The organism is Pseudomonas sp. CBC3, from assembly GCF_037967085.1.
In the GTDB taxonomy this organism is placed as follows: Bacteria; Pseudomonadota; Gammaproteobacteria; order Pseudomonadales; family Pseudomonadaceae; genus Stutzerimonas.
Genome location: NZ_JBANEO010000002.1, coordinates 58,640 through 75,801 on the forward strand (window position 1 = coordinate 58,640; position 17,162 = coordinate 75,801).

The window sequence follows — 17,162 nt, forward strand, 5'->3', positions numbered from 1 at the left end:
GTGGTGCTTCAGTTGGCGTCGGACGTGGATGGTAGCGGCAGGCGCAGGGTGAAGGTCGTTCCCTGGTCCGGCTTGCTTTGCACTTCCATCTGGCCCTTGTGATTGTTGGTGATGATGAAATACGAAACGGAAAGACCCAACCCGGTTCCCTGACCCACCTCTTTGGTGGTGAAAAAGGGCTCGAAGATTCGCTTGCGGATGTGTTCGGGAATGCCACCGCCGTTGTCTTCCACATGAATTTCAGCCCATGGCGGGTTCAGACGCGTCCGCAATGTGATCTGTCCACGGCCTCGCTCCGGTTTCTGGTGGATGGCCTGGGCCGCGTTTTTCAGAAGATTCAGCAGTACCTGTTCCAGCTCGTTGCCGATGCAGGGGACTCGGTCCACTTGCGGATCGAAGTCGCGGATGATCTCCAGCGAGCGAAAGTCGAACCCCTCCATCAGCGCGAAGTCGTTACCGGCGATCTCCAGCGCCTGATCGATCAGTACGGGCAGTTGGCATTCGGCCAGTTGGCGGTTGCTCATGCGGCTGAAGCTCAGCATGTGGCTGACGATCTTGGCCGCGCGCGAGCCGGCCTGCTGGATGCCGTCGAGCAGCTGCGGGATTTCTCGCCGTTGCAGGTATTGATTCACCGCTTCCAGCCGAACGCCGGTGTCGTCGGCTGCTTCGCGGTTTCGCTCCAGGTCCGGTGACAGCCGCCGACGGATGTTCTGTGCGTTGTGCAGGATCGCCCCGAGGGGGTTGTTGATCTCATGCGCCATGCCTGCGGCGAGACCGCCCACTGAAAGCATCTTTTCCGATTGCACCATGATCTCTTCCATATTGATGCGTTCTGTGATGTCGTCGATGCGAATGACCACGCCACCGCCGCCCATCAGGGGATAGAGCGTCAGCGCGTAATGTCGGGGCTCGTCGTTGAAGGTCCAGGTGACGCGCTCGATCTTTTCCACCTGATGCCGTTCGGAAGCTCGGCGAATCTGAGTCAGGAAGGGTCTTAGCGGCTCGAAGGCGATGAACACGGGTTGGTTCAGCGCGTCGTCGATGGAGGTGCCGGAGAGTTCGCTGGCCTGCTGGTTCCATTGGGTCACGTAGAGCTGCTCGTCCAGAGCGATGAGCACCGATGGCATCGAGTCGATGATGCTGTTCAGGTAGTTCTGAAAGCCGGTGAGCTTCTTCTCGATCTTGCTGCGAACCTGTACTTCCAGCTCCAGCTTGCGGTTGGTGTGGCGGGTTTCCTCGGCCAGTCCCTGGGCATGGTCGAACGCTTCCTGAGCGTCGTCGCGCGCACGCTTGAGCTGTTGTTCCCGTGCCTCCATGCGCGACAGCATGGTGTTGAAGGCATCGGCCAGATGTCCGATTTCGTCGCGGTTCCTCGGCGTCGCGCGAAGCGAGTAGTTTTCTTCGCGTGTGACCTGGCGGGACAGGGCCTCGAGGTCATGGATCGGGCGGGTGATCATCTGCCGGATCTGCCGGGCGACCAGTATCCAGAGCAGTAGGCTGGTCAGAAGGATGGCGACGCTGGCAGTCAGGGTGCCGGTGTAGAAGGCCCCTGGCAATTCGCTACTGGCCACGATCAGCAGGTGGCCCGGAGGCCCTTCGGCTTGTGGTAGTTCCACCAGTAAATTGGCGCGCATCTCAGTCTTTTGCCATGCGGGTAGCTCGCTTACCTGCTGCGGCAGGCCCAGCGAATCGCCGTGATACAGCTGTGCCAGGCTCTGGCCCTCGCTGTCGTAGATCGCTGCTGCGCGCAGCGGGGCATAATCGTTCAGCTTCCGCAGGAGCCCGTCGGCGGCTGCTTCGGATGCCAGGGCGCGGTTGCTCAACTCGGGCGTAGAGAACAGCGCCCCAAGGGTATGCATGGCCTGCGGCGCAACACTCTGGCGGGAGATCCAGTAGGCCGCGCTGATGAAGACGAGATTCGATACCAGCAGCACTGCGGCAAGCAGTACGAGCAGGGCGATCAGCAGTTTGCGGCCGACCGGGAGATTTTCAAGGTGCTGGCGCAGAGTCATGGCAGGCACTGACTTAGGGTGTTTCAGCAGGGTAGCGGTGCCTCAGTCCGCGGGCAATCCGTGGGCACGCAGGAATGCCTGGAGCTGTTGCTGCAGGCTGAACAGCGCCGGCACGTGCAGATCGTGCTGTCCCGCGGCCAGACAAGCCTGGCCGAGCAAGAAGCTGACTTCGGTCCGGCGTCCGTTTCGCACGTCCTGGTGCATCGAGGAATAATTGTTGGCCGTTGCCTCGATGATCGAGAGCACTTCGCCTTCGAGCCCATGAGCTGCGTCACATTGATCGCAGGCTCGGAGCACCTCCGCGAGTTCATTGCAGAGTCGGTGGAGCTGCTCGGGGAACGCCCGTAAGTCGCCGTTGCGGCAGTCATTCAGGACGGTCAGGGGATTGATGGCGCAGTTGATCGCCAGCTTGCGCCAGAGCTTGCCCATGATGTCTTCCGTCCAGCCGTGCGGAATGCCCGCGGCGACCAGATCGGCGAGCCAGGATGGCTGATTGCGATGGTCGGGTTCGCCCAGCCAGTTCTGTCCTTGGCCGGCATGGACGATTCGGAAGTCAGCCTGACGATAGGCGCCCTCGGTACTAGAAACGAATATGCAGCGGCTGCCGGGCCAGCGTGCCGCAATGGCCTGCTGGCTGCCCAGGCCGTTCTGCAACAGAAGAATTTGCGATCCATTGACCAGACGCGATGCCACCTCGGCGATTGCGTCTTGCGCATCGTATGCTTTGCAGGCAACCAGCAGCCGGTTTATCGGCGTGGCTGCATCCGGCAGCTCCGCGGGTACCGGATAGACAGCGGTGACGCCGGCCTCGGTCAGGCTCAGGCCACCCGCGGCGCGGTAATCAGCGAGTCGTTGCGGGTTGCGTAGGATGACTTGCACCGGTACGCCGGCGCGGTGCAGGCGCGTCGCCCAGAGCCCGCCGAGGCTGCCAGCGCCCAGAACATGCCAGGTATCGATCATCAGGCTGGTTGCCGAAAACGCAGGGGCACGATACGTCCAGTGGTGTATGCGTCGGGCAGCAGGGCCGCGGCGCTTTCGATCAGCGTCTGGGGCTCGACCGGCAGGGTACTCGCATCGAGGCTGACCAGACCGATGCCGGCCTTGATCGAAATGAAGCCTTCACTGGTCTTGAACGCCTTGAGGTTGAGCCCTTCGTGCAAGCGTTTGAAGCTGCTCGGCGAACAACCGCGCAAGTCGTCGACCAGGGCGAGCAGGCCGAAGTGGTGATCATCCAGGCGGGTGAGGGTATCCAGCGGCCGCACCAACTGACCCAGGCGCCGAGCGATGCCTCTCAGCAGTTCGTGATGAAGAAGCTCGCCGTAGCGCTCTCGCTGATCGAGGAGTTCCGGCAGGCCGATCACCAGATAGCACAACGCGCCGCCACGGCTCTCGATATGACTCAGGCTGTCGCCGAGCCGCTGACGAAGATGGCGCATGTTGCCCAGCCCGGTAATCGGGTCGATCAAGTTGCGATTTTCCAGGCTGGCGATGTTCTCGGTCAGCAGACGGTTTTCCCGCATCAGCCGCTGCAACGAGCCACAAAGCCGATCGGCGGCATACACGCGAGGTACCAACTGCTCGTTCATCACCGACTTGCCGATGAAATCATCCACCCCATGATCGAATGCCTTGCTCAGTACGTCCTGACCGTCTCGCCCGGTCAGCAGAATGATGTAGGTGTAGTGATGGGACATTTCGTCCTGCTGACGGACCTGAGTGGTCAGTTCCAGCCCGTCCATTTCGGGCATCAGCCAGTCGGCGAGCAGAACATTAGCCGGGCGTTGCTCAATGAGCTCCAGCGCAGCGCTGGCACTGTTGGCGAAGCGAATGTCCTCGTACCCGGCCTTCGAAAGGGCGCGACCGATCATCACGCTGGAAAATTTGGCGTCGTCGACCACCAGGATACTGAGTTGGGGGTTGGGCATTCATGCGCTCGGTTAAGGAGGGTTGCCGTAACAGGCCAGGGGCCGGGCGTTATTGGCCTGAACCGTTATAATGATCGCCCATTTGAATCGTCAAGCTAAGCGCGCTGGGTCACACCGTTGCGCCGTATTTATAGGAGGAAGGCCATGCCCTCGTTCGACGTGGTGTCCGAACTGGACAAACACGAAGTCACCAACGCCGTCGACAATGCGCTCAAGGAACTGGACCGGCGCTACGATCTGCGCGGTAAAGGTACCTTCGAGTTCAAGGAACTGACGGTCCATCTGACCGCCGATGCCGACTTCCAATTGGAGCAGATGCTGGAGATCCTCAAGCTGAGCCTGGTCAAGCGCAAGATCGATATTCAGTGCCTGGAGTTCAAGGATCCGTACCCATCCGGCAAGTCGGTCAAGCAGGACGTGGTGCTGCGCGAAGGCATCGACAAGGAGCTGGCGAAAAAGATCGTTGCGTATATCAAGGAGGCCAAGCTCAAGGTGCAGGCGGCCATTCAGGGCGAGCAGGTTCGAGTGACCGGCAAGAAACGCGACGATCTGCAGGAGGCCATCGCCTTGCTGCGGGCCAAGGAGTTCGGCATGCCGCTGCAGTTCAACAACTTCCGCGACTGATTTCCCCGGCACTTTAGGTGCCTTCCGTTTTAGCCGAGCGGCCTGCCTGACGGCACGCTCGGTTTTTCCCTGAGGGAGACGTCCACTGATGGATTTCAGTGTCGATTATCTGGTCGATCTATCCGAGGCATGGTTGCCGATCGTCCTGCAATACGGTGCTCAGCTGTTGCTGGCGCTGGCGACTTTCCTGATTGGCTGGTGGCTGGTCAACACGTTCGTCAGCAAGATTGGCAACCTGCTACAGCGGCGCCAGGTGGACGCTTCGCTGCACGGCTTCATCGAGAGCCTGGCGAGCATCGTGTTGAAGGTCCTGCTGCTGGTCAGCGTGGCGTCGATGATCGGGGTGGAAACCACCTCCTTCATCGCGGTGATCGGTGCGGCCGGTCTGGCTATCGGTCTGGCACTGCAAGGCAGTCTGGCGAATTTCGCCGGTGGGGTGCTGATCCTGGTGTTCCGTCCGTTTCGCGTTGGCGAGTGGATCGAAGCCCAGGGTGTGGCTGGCACCGTGCATTCGATCCAGATCTTCCACACGATCCTCAAGTCGGGTGACAACAAGACCATTGTGGTGCCCAACGGCAGCCTGTCTAACGGTCACATCACCAACTATTCGCGCGAACCGCGTCGTCGCGCCGATATCAACGTAGGAATCGACTACAGCGCGGACATCAAGCTGGCGCGCAAGATCCTGCTAGAAATCGCAGAGGACGAGCGCGTGTTACGTGACCCTGAACCGGTGGTCTTCGTGACGGGGCTGGGCGATAGTTCTGTCAATCTGTCGCTGCGGGTCTGGGTAGCGACCGGCGACTTCTGGCCTGTGACCTTCGGCTTCACCGAACTGCTGAAAGAACGCTTCGACGAGGCGGGCATCGGCATTCCGTATCCGCAGCGCGTGATGCATCTGGTTCAAAGCTGACGCTCAGTAAAGATGCTCAGTAAAAAAGAAGCCGGCGATTTCGCCGGCTTCTTTTTCAGCTTCGCTCGGTAGACGGGACCGAATCAGAGGCTTCCGGTGGCCGGCGGCTGCGGGACCACTGCCAGGCAATCAGCACCAGAGTCGGTACGCCGAGCAGTGCAGTGACCAGGAAGAAATCGCTGTAACCAAGGTGTTCGACCATGACGCCGGAGTAGCCGCCCAGGAGGCGCGGCAATAGGAGCATCAACGAACTTAGCAGGGCGTACTGGGTGGCCGAGAACTTCAGGTTGGTGAGGCTCGACAGATAAGCGACGAACGCCGTGGAGGCCAGGCCGCCACTGAAGTTATCGCAGGATATAGTGACGATCAGCATGTTCAGGTTGGCGCCCATATCCACCAGCAGCATGAACATGAGGTTGGTGGCCGCTGATGCGACACCGCCGATGAACAGGATCGGCAGAATGCTGAAACGGACGATCAGCAGACCGCCAAACGCCGCGCCGAGCAGCGTCATGATCAGCCCGAACAGCTTGCTGACGCTGGCGATCTGGTCCTTGCTGAAGCCTTGGTCGATATAGAAGACGTTGGCCATCACGCCCATCACCGTATCCGACATCCGGTACGTGGCGATCAGCCCCAACAGCAGCAGCGCCTGCCAGCGATAGCGCAGGATGAAATCGGTGATCGGCGTCAGCACCGGTCCCATCAGAATACGGCCGGGACCGGATAAGCAGCCCCAGCAGATCAGCAGATACATGGTGCCGCGTGGCCAGTAGCCACCCCAGTAGGACTGGAACATGCCAGTGGTCGAAACCATCAGGATGATCAGCACGATTACTGAAACCGCCTGATGCACGAAATCGAATCGCGCCGGGCGCTGGCGCTGTCCGGCCTGGTGCAGCATCTGCCTAACGGGGAACAGCAGAGCCCGCCCCCAGGGCGACAGCGAGCCGATAATGAATAGTAGGTACAGTGTGGCGCGGGGCCAGGCCTGGGCAATCAGCGCGTTGATCATCGCCGGTACGGATATCAGCAGGACCAGCAGCAAACCGACTCCCGCCAACTGGTGGTTGAAGCTGTATTTCGAGGGCTCGTTGGGCAGCGGCGCGGCGCCCTCCGGCTCGGGAATCAGCAGGCTGGTGACCAGGCCCGGGAGTATCAACAGCGCGAAGGCTATATAGGTCGTGGCCCAGGCGCTCTGGCTATATTCGAGATTGGTCGAGCCCAGCCATTCGGCGAGAAACAGTGCGCCAGCGCTGGCCAGCAGCATGGCGATCCGGTAACCGGTCATGTAGCTCGCGGCTAAGGTTGCTTGCAGCTTGTCCTCGGCGATCTCCAAACGATAGGCGTCGATGGCGATGTCCTGGGTGGCCGAAGCGAAGGCCACCGCGACAGCCAATGCAATCAGCATGGTCAGGTTGTGCTGCGGGTTGCATAGCGCCATGCCAATCAAGCCGACGGCAATCACCGCCTGCGACAGCACCAGCCAGGAACGGCGGCGCCCCAAAGCGCCGATCCAGGGCAGGCGCCACTGGTCGAGCATCGGTGACCAGACCCATTTGAATGCGTACGCCAGGCTAATCCAGCTGGCAAAGCCAATGGTTTCGCGCGATACGCCCGCTTCCCGCAACCATACCGAAAGCGTGGAAAACACCAGGATTGCGGGCAGGCCTGCGGCGAAGCCGAGCACCAGCAGGGTCAGCGAAGCGGGGCTGGCATAGGCGGCGAGTGCGGCGCGCCATGTTTCACGGGACATATGACGGGACGGACAGAAATATGAAGCGCGCACTCTACCCGCTGTGCTCCGACGAATGCCAGCCGTGCCGACGTATGTCGACACGGTCGTTGATGATGGTCACGCCCTCGGCGCGTAACCGCATGCGTTGCTCATGCCCCGCAGCGCTGCCTGCTGGCAGACTGAGCCGTCCGCCAGCGCCGATCACTCTGTGCCAGGGCAGGCTGGTGCCATCCGGTAGTTGCGACATCAGCCGGCCAACCCAGCGCGCAGCACGACCGAGTCCGGCCATGGCGGCCACCTCGCCATAGCTCACCACCTTGCCCGTCGGGATCTGGCCCATGACGAGGTAGACGGCGGCGCGACGCGCTTCGGCGTCGGCACCCGGAGGTAATAAAGGTGGCTGGTCAATCATGCGGAATGCTTCCTTCGTGAGCCGGGACCGATTGGGCGGCGCTGAACTCGTTTCCCGTTCAGCGGTCAGTGCTTGCTGTGACAAAAAGCATAGGGATAATGCCTGCCTTTTAACCGCATCTACCCAGAATTTCAGTCATCTATGCTCTCTAGAACCCTGCTTTGCGTGTCTCTTTCCGTAATCTCCCTGCCTTCGTTCGCCGATACCGTATGGTTGAAGAACGGTGATCGCCTGACCGGCAAGATCAGTGTGATGGATGGCGGTAAATTGCTGATCGAGACCGACTACGGCGGCTCGATCCCCGTGAAGTGGAGTCAGGTCGCAACGCTGGAGAGCAACCAGCAGTTACTGATCAAGCAGGACGATGTGACCGGCGAAGTGGCCAAGTCGCTGCAGGCCGCAGATGACGGCAAAGTCACCCTGAGCAACGGTAGTGTGCCGCGTACGGTTCCGCTGGCCAGCATCACTCAGATCATCCATCCGAAACCGCTGATCCAGGATCTGACCTGGAAAGGCAACGTGGACGTGGCGCTGGACTACAAGCGCGCGGAAACCGATACGGATGATTACGACATCTCCTTCGATACCTCGGCTCGGCACGGGCTCTGGCGCCACAGCGGGGCGGCCAATTACAACCGCGAATACCGCGACGGCGTAACCGCGACCGATAACTGGGATGCCGAATACGCGCTGGATCGCTTTATCGACGAACACTGGTTCTGGCAAGGGCGCTTCGAATACAAGCGCGACAAGGTCGAGGACGTCCGCCGCCAGCGCTCACTGGGTACCGGTCCGGGTTATCAGTTCTGGGATAACGAACTGGGTGCTTTCTCCCTTGCCTCGTTGATCAACCGCAGTGACTACGAGTTTGCCAGCGGAGAGACGGAGAATTTCTATTCGCTGGCGATGAAGTGGAAGTACAACCGCTATCTGGTGGGCAAAACGTTCGAACTGTTCAGTAACGGTGAAATCGGCAAGCCGCTGGAAAACGTCGCTGATTATGAACTCGATGCCGAGGTGGGGCTGCGCTACAAGGTGACCGACTGGGCGTCGCTGAACATGAAGGCTGAAAAGGACATCGTCAGCGGCGCGGAAAGCGACATGGATGAAACGCGTTACAGCATCGGTTTCGGCGTGGGTTGGTAAAAGTTTCAAGCGTCAAGCTATGAGCTGCAAGAAGAAAAGCGGTGGGATGTTTCTACTTGCAGCTTGAAACTCGCGGGTCTTCCAACTGCCTTTACAGCCGCAGCCCGCCATCCAGCTCCAGAATACGTCCTGTGTAGTAGTCGTTCTCGAAGATGTAGGCGACCGAGTGGGCGATTTCCATCGGCTTGCCGAGCCGCTTGAGTGGAATGCCGGCGGCCATTTTTTCCAGCGCTTCGGGTTTCATGCTGGCGACCATTTCGGTCTCGATGAATCCTGGCGCAACACCCGCCACACGTATGCCGTAGCGTGCCAACTCCTTGGCCCAGACCACCGTATCCGCCGCTACGCCCGCCTTGGCGGCGGAGTAGTTCGCCTGGCCCATGTTGCCGGCTCGTGAAATCGAAGAGATGTTGACGATCGCGCCCTGACGCTTCAGCTCGATCATCTTCGCGGCTACTTCGCGGGTGCAGAGAAACACGCCGGTCAGGTTTACATCGATCACGGCCTGCCATTGCGCCAGGCTCATTTTCGACAGCTCGCCGTCTTTCACCTTGATGGTCAGGCCATCGCGGAGAATGCCGGCGTTATTGACCAGCCCGTCGAGGCCGCCGAAGTCGTCACTGACCTGGCTGACCATGTGGTTGACCTGTTCTTCACTGGCCACGTTGCATACGTAGGCCCGCGCATCGCCGCCCGCGCTCTTGCAGGCCGCCACCGCTTCGTCCAGCTTTTCCTGATTGAGATCGACCAGCGCCAATCGCGCGCCCTTGCCGGCGAGGTATTCTCCCATCGCGCGTCCCAGGCCTTGTCCGCCGCCTGTAATGATGATGACTTTGTCTTTGAGCTGCATGCGAATCTCCTCTTGTGGCTCTTGCCGCGGGAAACGACGCCCGCCGGTGAAACCGTTATGCTGAGCGCCCCGTCGAATCGAACAAAGCTATCGAGGACCCCCTGTGAGCACTGAAGCCGTCAAGCATGCCCGACAACTCCTGCTCAAGGAATACCGTGGCGTGCTCTCGACGCACTCCGCAGCGATGCCCGGATTTCCCTTCGGCTCCTCGGTGCCCTATTGCCTGACCGAGAACGGGTGGCCGCTGATTCTGATCAGCCGAATCGCCCAGCACACGAAAAACCTCAAGGCTGATCCGCGCTGTTCGTTGCTGGTGGCCGAGCGCGGCGTCGAAGATGTACAGGCCAACGGGCGCCTGACCGTATTGGCCGAGGCGCGCCAGCTCGACGATGCTTCAGCCATCGACGCAGCGGCGGCGCGTTACTACCGTTACTTTCCCGAATCGCGCGACTACCACAGGGCGCACGACTTCGATTTCTGGAGCCTGCAGCCGGTTCGCTGGCGCTACATTGGCGGCTTTGGTGCGATTCACTGGCTGGACGATGTGGCGCTGAGCAATCCGTTCACTCGGGCCGGCGACGCCGAGAGCGGAATGCTCGAGCATATGAATGACGACCATGCCGCAGCCATCGCCCATTACGTTGAGCGGGCTGGGTTGCCATCCGCGCCTGCTGCGCAGATGGTTGGCATCGACAGCGAAGGTTTTCACCTTCGCATCGGCCAGACCATTCACTGGCTGGCGTTTCCAGACACCTGCGACAACCCGGGTGCGGTGCGCCAGGCACTGGTCGCCATGGCGCGCCGCTGATTCAGCCTGAGGTAAGCACAGGGGCGAATAATCCGGTTACAGCCTACTCTTTGGGCGGGTTGAATTCGGTACAAGCTGCCGTCATCTACACGAGATCGGAAGCCGTTCTTCCGCCAAGGACTATCGATGCGTATTTTCTTACTGCTGTTTCTCCTATTCCCGCTAGCCGAGCTGGCATTGCTGATTCAGGTCGGCAGCTCGATCGGTGTGCTGCCGACCATTCTGTTGCTGATCATCAGCGGTATGGCCGGCATTCTGTTGTTGCGTCTGGCAGGTTTCGCCACCGCCTGGCGTGCGCGCGAGCGGCTGGCGCGTGGCGAGCTGCCGGAGCGTGAAATGCTTCAGGGGCTGATGATGGCCGTCGCGGGCGGTTTGCTGTTCCTGCCCGGATTCCTCAGTGACATCATCGCGTTGCTGGTGCTGTTTCCGCCATCGCGCAAGCTGTTTCTCGCCTTCGTTGGCCGCCGTGTCGAGGCCCAGGCCCAGCGTCGTCGAGCCTTTGCCGATGACCTGCGCCAGCAGCAGGAGCGTCAAGCCGGGCCACAGCGTCCCAATGTCATCGAGGGCGAATGGGAGCGTCGCGACAAGTAATGCTTGCTGCCCGAGCGAAAAGGCATGCGCAAGCATGCCTTTTTCATTTTTCAATGCAAAAAATCAACGCGCGCCCTTGAAATCATTTTGCGCGCCCGCATGTAGCGGTCACCGCAAGGTCGCTGTCGTGTTCGACAGTCCGTCTTCTGCGGCTCGCATTGCGGGCCGCAACCGGCACCGCCGGATTTGCCCAACCCGCCGATGAAAATGCATCGGCATGGAAACCACTGTACTAGGAGAGATCGACAATGAAGCTTCGTCCTCTGCATGACCGCGTCGTGATTCGCCGCAGCGAAGAAGAAACCAAGACCGCAGGCGGCATCGTGCTGCCGGGCTCCGCTGCCGAAAAGCCGAACCGTGGCGAAATCGTCGCAGTTGGTACTGGCCGCGTTCTGGATAACGGCGAAGTACGTGCGCTGGCCGTCAAGGTTGGCGATCAGGTCGTATTCGGCCCTTACTCCGGCAGCAACACCGTCAAGGTCGACGGTGAAGACCTGCTGGTAATGAGCGAGAACGAAATCCTCGCCGTCGTCGAAGCCTGATCAGCGCCCGGTCCATAGCGAACTGCGCTCCATCAACAGAATTTGAGGAAGAATCAACATGGCTGCTAAAGAAGTTAAGTTCGGCGACTCCGCTCGCAAGAAGATGCTCACCGGCGTCAACGTCCTGGCTGACGCGGTAAAAGCGACCCTCGGTCCGAAAGGCCGTAACGTCGTTCTGGAAAAGAACTTCGGCGCTCCGACCATCACCAAAGACGGCGTTTCCGTTGCCAAGGAAATCGAGCTGAAATGCCGTTTCGAGAACATGGGCGCGCAGCTGGTCAAGGACGTTGCGTCCAAGGCCAACGACGAAGCCGGTGACGGCACCACTACCGCTACCGTTCTGGCTCAAGCCATCGTCAACGAAGGCCTGAAAGCCGTCGCTGCCGGCATGAATCCGATGGATCTGAAGCGCGGCATCGACAAGGCGACCATCGCCGTTGTTGCCGAGCTTAAGAACCTGGCCAAGCCTTGCACTGACTTCAAGGCCATTGCCCAGGTCGGCACCATCTCCGCCAACTCCGACAGCTCCATCGGCGCCATCATCGCCGAAGCCATGGAAAAGGTCGGTAAAGAAGGCGTCATCACCGTTGAAGAAGGCTCGGGCCTGGAAAACGAACTGTCCGTCGTAGAAGGCATGCAGTTCGACCGCGGTTACCTGTCCCCTTACTTCATCAACAAGCCGGACACCATGGTTGCCGAACTCGACAGCCCGCTGCTGCTGCTGGTCGACAAGAAGATCTCCAACATCCGCGAACTGCTGCCGGTACTGGAAGGCGTGGCCAAGGCCGGTCGTCCGCTGCTGATCGTTGCTGAAGACGTCGAAGGCGAAGCCCTCGCTACGCTGGTCGTCAACAACATGCGCGGCATCGTCAAGGTTGCTGCCGTCAAGGCGCCTGGCTTCGGCGACCGCCGCAAGGCCATGCTGCAGGACATTGCCATCCTGACTGGCGGTACCGTGATTTCCGAAGAAGTCGGCCTGAGCCTGGAAACCGCTACCCTGGAGCACCTGGGTAACGCCAAGCGCGTCGTGCTGAACAAAGAAAACACCACCATCATCGATGGTGCTGGTCAGCAGGTCGACATCGAAGCCCGCGTTGCGCAGATCCGCAAGCAGGTCGAAGACACCACGTCCGACTACGACAAAGAGAAGCTGCAAGAGCGTCTGGCCAAGCTGGCTGGCGGTGTTGCCGTGATCAAGGTCGGTGCCGGTACCGAAGTCGAGATGAAAGAGAAGAAGGCCCGCGTCGAAGACGCCCTGCACGCCACTCGTGCAGCCGTTGAAGAAGGCGTGGTACCTGGCGGCGGCGTGGCCCTGGTGCGTGCGCTGCAGGCCATCTCCGAGCTCAAGGGCGAGAACGAAGACCAGAACGTCGGTATCGCACTGCTGCGTCGCGCTGTTGAAGCGCCGCTGCGCCAGATCGTTGCCAACGCTGGTGGTGAGCCAAGCGTCGTAGTTGACAAGGTCAAGCAGGGCGAAGGCAACTACGGCTTCAACGCGGCGTCCGACACCTACGGCGACATGATCGAGATGGGCATCCTCGATCCGGCCAAGGTTACCCGTTCCGCGCTGCAGGCTGCTGCCTCCATCGGCGGTCTGATGGTCACCACCGAAGCCATGGTCGCCGAAAGCATCGACGACAAGGCTGCTCCAGCCATGCCGGACATGGGTGGCATGGGTGGTATGGGTGGTATGGGCGGCATGATGTAAGCCGACCGGCTCCCGCTGTAGCTGTATGAAAAGGCCCCGCTTCGTGCGGGGCCTTTTTTTCGTAACTGAAGCGACATTCATGACGCTGTCATGCTTTGGTGGCAGCGTGAGCCGCCTTGCCGTTCGTTGCCCATGCGAGCGAAAGCGACCATTGGTCGTCTGGCTGGGCAGCAGGCTAAATTGTGATCTATGGTGAGTTTCTCGACTCACCTAATAACAAGGGCTTGCGCGATGAAGCTTGAAATTGCTCGAGGACTTTTTCTAGTCGGCGCACTCAGCGTTGCTTCCTTGTGCGCTGCTGCCTGGAGCGAGCCCGACGCTCGCGTCGTGTCGCGCAGCGATGTCAGTGATCATTGTGCAGTGCCGCGAGTCGCTCGAGCTTCTTCGATCGACGTGCGGCCAGATCACGATCTGCTGCTGTTCATGTACGGCCTATCTCAGAGCCTGATCGGGCGGGGTTGAACGGACAAGCTCCGCGCTATCGCTGACGGGGCGGTGTCCTTCAAGGAGACTGCAATGAAACGCGCGGCGCTTATCCCAGTGTTAGGCGCGTTTTTTCTTGGACAAGCCTATGCAGCAACCATGCGCTGTGACGGCGGACTCATTGCCACAGGCGCAGGTTCGTTTGAAGTGCTGACCAAATGCGGCGAGCCTTACGACAAGGAAATCGTGGCGCCTGCAACCCGGCCTGACGGGAATCCGGCAAGGGGATCTGTGACTGTGGAGACATGGATTTATGGTCCAAATAATGGGGCGCATCGCTTCCTGCGCTTTATCGACGGGCAATTAGTCAAGATCGAAACCCGGCGGTTATAGGCCCCACATCAGGCTATTTGCTCAATCAAGCTGTCCTTTCCGGGCTTGCCAATACCGTATAGACGGCCGGCAGAACGAATAGCGTGAAAAGTGTGCCGATGGTCATGCCCGTGGCGATCACCGTTCCGATGTCGAAGCGGCTGACGGCTCCGGCACCACTGGCCAGGATCAGCGGAACCATGCCGAATACCGTTGCTGCCGTCGTCATCAGGACCGGTCTCAGTCGAATCGCTGCCGCTTCTTCTACCGCTTCGCGGCGGCTCATACCCTGCTCGCGGCGTAGCTGATTGGCGAACTCGACGATCATGATGCCGTGCTTGCTGATCAGCCCGATCAGCGTCACCAGTCCGACCTGGGTATAGATGTTCATGGTCGACAGGCCGAGAAAGAGCGGCACCAGCGCGCCACAGATCGACAGCGGCACCGTGATCAGAATCACCAGCGGATCGCGGAAGCTCTCGAACTGCGCCGCCAGCACCAAGAAGATAACGGCCAGCGCGAGAGCGAAAGTCGTGTACAGGGCGGTCCCCTCCTGAATGTACTGGCGCGACGCACCGGCGTAATCGAAGGTGAATCCCTGCGGCGCTTCTTCTTGAGCGATGCTGAGCAGCGTGTCGATGGCCTCGCCCATGCTGACGATCGGGAAGCCCTGTATCGTCGCTGCGTTGAGCTGCTGGAACTGCTTCAACTGCGTCGGCCGGGCCCGGTCATGGATCTTGATCAGCGTCGACAAGGGCACCATCTCGCCCTGGTCGTTCTTCACGTAGTAGTTCTTCAGCCAGCCGGGATTGTCCCGGTAGGCTCTTTCGACCTGGGCGATCACCTTGTAACTGCGACCCTCGATGGTGAAGCGGTTGATCTCGCTTTCGCCGAGCAAGGTGGCAAGCGTCACGCCAAGGTCTTCCATCGTTACGCCCATTTGCGCGGCCTTTTCGCGGTCGATATCGACGACGATTTCGGGTTTGTCGAAGGCCAGGTCTACATCGAGGAAGGCGAACTTGCCGGACGCTTCGGCTCTTTCCTTGATGCGCTCGGTGACCTGCAGCAGCGACTCGTAGTCGCTCGCGGTGTTGATCACGAACTGAAAGGGAAGGCCTTCGCCAGTGCCGGGCAAGGATGGCAGGTTGAAGCCGAACACCTGCAAGCCAGGAATGCTGTCGAGCTTGGCCTGCACCTCTGGCAGTACCTCCATCTGGGTACGCTCGCGCTCATCCCACGGCTTCATCAAAAAACCGCCAATGCCGCTCTGTACGCCGTCGAACCCGTTGATCTGGAACCAGGAGTAGTACTCGGGGAAGGATTTGAAGATTTCCAGGAATTGGTCGGTATATGCGTTCAGATAATCGAGGTTGGTCGTTTGCGGTGCGCTGGCCATCATGAAGATGATGCCTTGATCCTCTTCCGGAGCCAGTTCGCTTTCGGTGAATGTGAGCAGAACCGGAATCAGCCCGAGCACGATCACCGCGAACACCAGCACCACCGGGCGGGTATTCAGCGTGCCATGCAGGGCGCGCTGGTAACGCAGCTTCAGCCGGTCGAACAGCATGTCCAGCCGGTGCGCCAGGCCCGTCGAGTTCTCTTCATGACGCAACAGCCGCGAGCACATCATGGGCGACAACGTCAGCGCCACAACGCCGGAGATCAGCACCGCGCCGGCCAGCGTCAGCGCGAATTCCTGGAACAGCGCGCCGGTCAGTCCTTGCAGAAAGCCGATGGGCGCATACACCGCCGCCAGGGTGACGGTCATGCTGACCACCGGCATGGCGATCTCGCGCGCCCCGTCGATGGCTGCCTGGAAGGGTGTCTTGTCTTGTTCGATGTGTCGGTGGATGTTTTCGACCACGACGATGGCGTCGTCCACCACCAGGCCGATCGCCAGCACCATGGCTAGCAACGTCAGCAGGTTGATCGAATAACCCATGGTCTGCATGAAGAACATCACGCCAATCATCGACAGCGGAATGGTCACCACCGGAATCAGTACCGAACGCAGCGAGCCGAGGAACAGGAAGACCACGATGATGACGATGACCACCGCCTCGGCGAGGGTTTTCACCACTTCATCAATGGACGCCTGGATGAAACGCGTGGCGTCATAGGCGATAGTCACCTTCAGATTCGGTGGCAGTTGCGATTCGATCTCCGGCATCACTGCACGCACTTCGCGGATCACATCCAGCGGGTTGGCGCTCGGCGTGCTCTTGACGCCGATGTAGACCGATGGGATGCCGTCGAACGAGCTGATGGCGTTATAGCTCTCGGCGCCCATTTCGACCCGTGCGACATCGCCGAGCAGCACGCGACTGCCGCCCTGGGTTTTCAGCGGAATCGCCGCAAAGGCTTCCGGCGTCTTCAGGTCGGTGTTGGCATTGATGCTGGTGACGACATATTGGCCTTTCACCTCGCCGGCAGCGGAAAGGAAGTTGTATTGACGCACCGCCTCGTTCACGTCGCTTGCGGACAGGCCATGGGCGGCGAGTTTCACCGGGTCCAGCCAAAGCCGCATGGCGAAGACTTGATTGCCGAGAATCTCCGCCTCGGCCATGCCGGGCAGGGTGGCCAGCTTCGGCTGAATCACCCGCGACAGGTAATCGGTGATTTGCGGATTGCTCAGCTGCTCGCTGTAGAAGCTGATGTACATGAGCGCGGTCGAGTCGGCGGCCTGCTTGTTCAGCACCGGGTCTTCGGCGTTCTGTGGCAGCTGGTTCTTTACCGAGTTGGCCTGGCTCAACAGCTCGGTGTAGAGCCGGTCAGTGTCGGCGCCGATGCGCGCGTAAACCGAGATGACCGACAGGTTCTGCCGGCTCACCGAGGTCATGTAATCCACGCCTTCGGCGCTGGCCAGACTCTGCTGCAGCGGTTGGGTGATATAGCCCTGAATCGTTTCGGCGTTGGCGCCGGGATAGGCGGTGGTCACCGTGATCAGCGCGCTTTCCATCTGCGGATACTGACGAATCACCAGGCTGTTGAACGCCTGGAAGCCGAGCAGCACGATCAGCAGGCTGACCACGCTGGCCAGCACCGGGCGGCGAATGAATGGGTCGGTAAAAGCCATGAGGATGTCTTTCCTGTGTCGA

16 protein-coding genes are annotated in these 17,162 nt (G+C 60.2%); 9 read left to right on the top strand and 7 right to left on the bottom strand.

Annotation, left to right across the window (positions count from 1 at the left end; genetic code table 11):
* Positions 1-8: 8 nt before the first annotated feature.
* The 3 genes from V6943_RS07425 to V6943_RS07435 are packed head-to-tail and all read right to left on the bottom strand — an operon-like array spanning position 9 to position 3,937.
* Entirely contained in the window at positions 9-2,012 is a 2,004-nt protein-coding gene (locus tag V6943_RS07425; RefSeq protein WP_340553080.1) for an ATP-binding protein, read from the bottom strand.
* A 42-nt stretch (positions 2,013-2,054) separates the two neighbouring features.
* Entirely contained in the window at positions 2,055-2,972 is a 918-nt protein-coding gene (locus V6943_RS07430) for a putative 2-dehydropantoate 2-reductase (protein WP_340553081.1), read from the bottom strand.
* Positions 2,972-3,937: a GGDEF domain-containing response regulator gene (locus tag V6943_RS07435; protein ID WP_340553082.1), complete on the bottom strand. Its 966-nt coding sequence runs from the start codon at positions 3,935-3,937 to the stop codon at positions 2,972-2,974. Before V6943_RS07435 ends, V6943_RS07430 begins: the two co-directional genes overlap by 1 nt.
* A gap of 144 nt (positions 3,938-4,081) precedes the next feature.
* Here V6943_RS07435 and V6943_RS07440 point away from each other — a divergent pair, with 144 nt between their 5' ends.
* Together V6943_RS07440 and V6943_RS07445 are read left to right on the top strand one after the other, a co-directional pair.
* On the top strand, positions 4,082-4,561 hold the full coding sequence (locus tag V6943_RS07440) for a YajQ family cyclic di-GMP-binding protein (RefSeq protein WP_181102006.1): 480 nt from the start codon (positions 4,082-4,084) through the stop codon (positions 4,559-4,561).
* A gap of 88 nt (positions 4,562-4,649) precedes the next feature.
* Positions 4,650-5,474: a mechanosensitive ion channel family protein gene (locus tag V6943_RS07445; protein ID WP_340553083.1), complete on the top strand. Its 825-nt coding sequence runs from the start codon at positions 4,650-4,652 to the stop codon at positions 5,472-5,474.
* Between the two features lie 55 nt (positions 5,475-5,529).
* Here the strand turns inward: V6943_RS07445 and V6943_RS07450 are convergent, their stop codons facing one another.
* Positions 5,530-7,230: an AmpG family muropeptide MFS transporter gene (locus V6943_RS07450; protein WP_340553084.1), complete on the bottom strand. Its 1,701-nt coding sequence runs from the start codon at positions 7,228-7,230 to the stop codon at positions 5,530-5,532.
* Between the two features lie 34 nt (positions 7,231-7,264).
* On the bottom strand, positions 7,265-7,624 hold the full coding sequence (locus tag V6943_RS07455; protein ID WP_340553085.1) for an MGMT family protein: 360 nt from the start codon (positions 7,622-7,624) through the stop codon (positions 7,265-7,267).
* A 141-nt stretch (positions 7,625-7,765) separates the two neighbouring features.
* Here V6943_RS07455 and V6943_RS07460 point away from each other — a divergent pair, with 141 nt between their 5' ends.
* Positions 7,766-8,770 carry a DUF481 domain-containing protein gene (locus tag V6943_RS07460; RefSeq protein ID WP_340553086.1) on the top strand — a complete coding sequence of 335 codons (1,005 nt, stop codon included), beginning with the start codon at positions 7,766-7,768 and terminating at the stop codon, positions 8,768-8,770.
* Positions 8,771-8,861: 91 nt separating this feature from the next.
* Here the strand turns inward: V6943_RS07460 and V6943_RS07465 are convergent, their stop codons facing one another.
* Positions 8,862-9,620 (bottom strand): SDR family oxidoreductase, encoded by a 759-nt coding sequence (locus V6943_RS07465; RefSeq protein ID WP_340553087.1) that lies wholly within the window; start codon positions 9,618-9,620, stop codon positions 8,862-8,864.
* Positions 9,621-9,723: 103 nt separating this feature from the next.
* Between V6943_RS07465 and V6943_RS07470 the strand changes: the two genes are divergently transcribed.
* The 6 genes from V6943_RS07470 (at position 9,724) to V6943_RS07495 (ending at position 14,085) form a co-directional block, all read left to right on the top strand.
* Positions 9,724-10,428, top strand: a complete 705-nt coding sequence (locus tag V6943_RS07470; RefSeq protein ID WP_340553088.1) for a HugZ family pyridoxamine 5'-phosphate oxidase — start codon at positions 9,724-9,726, stop codon at positions 10,426-10,428.
* A 126-nt stretch (positions 10,429-10,554) separates the two neighbouring features.
* Positions 10,555-11,019 (top strand): FxsA family protein, encoded by a 465-nt coding sequence (locus V6943_RS07475; RefSeq protein WP_181101992.1) that lies wholly within the window; start codon positions 10,555-10,557, stop codon positions 11,017-11,019.
* A gap of 248 nt (positions 11,020-11,267) precedes the next feature.
* Positions 11,268-11,561: a co-chaperone GroES gene (locus V6943_RS07480; protein ID WP_181101990.1), complete on the top strand. Its 294-nt coding sequence runs from the start codon at positions 11,268-11,270 to the stop codon at positions 11,559-11,561.
* A gap of 58 nt (positions 11,562-11,619) precedes the next feature.
* The gene (gene groL / locus V6943_RS07485) at positions 11,620-13,269 is read left to right on the top strand and encodes a chaperonin GroEL (protein WP_340553089.1); all 1,650 of its coding nucleotides are present in this window, start codon (positions 11,620-11,622) and stop codon (positions 13,267-13,269) included.
* Positions 13,270-13,500: 231 nt separating this feature from the next.
* A complete protein-coding gene (locus V6943_RS07490) occupies positions 13,501-13,731 on the top strand; it encodes a hypothetical protein (protein ID WP_231752207.1) in 231 nt (76 codons plus the stop codon).
* Positions 13,732-13,785: 54 nt separating this feature from the next.
* Positions 13,786-14,085, top strand: a complete 300-nt coding sequence (locus V6943_RS07495; RefSeq protein WP_181101986.1) for a DUF2845 domain-containing protein — start codon at positions 13,786-13,788, stop codon at positions 14,083-14,085.
* Positions 14,086-14,110: 25 nt separating this feature from the next.
* On the opposite strand, the gene V6943_RS07500 is transcribed toward V6943_RS07495, so the two are convergent.
* Positions 14,111-17,140: a multidrug efflux RND transporter permease subunit gene (locus V6943_RS07500; protein WP_340553090.1), complete on the bottom strand. Its 3,030-nt coding sequence runs from the start codon at positions 17,138-17,140 to the stop codon at positions 14,111-14,113.
* Positions 17,141-17,162: the final 22 nt, after the last annotated feature.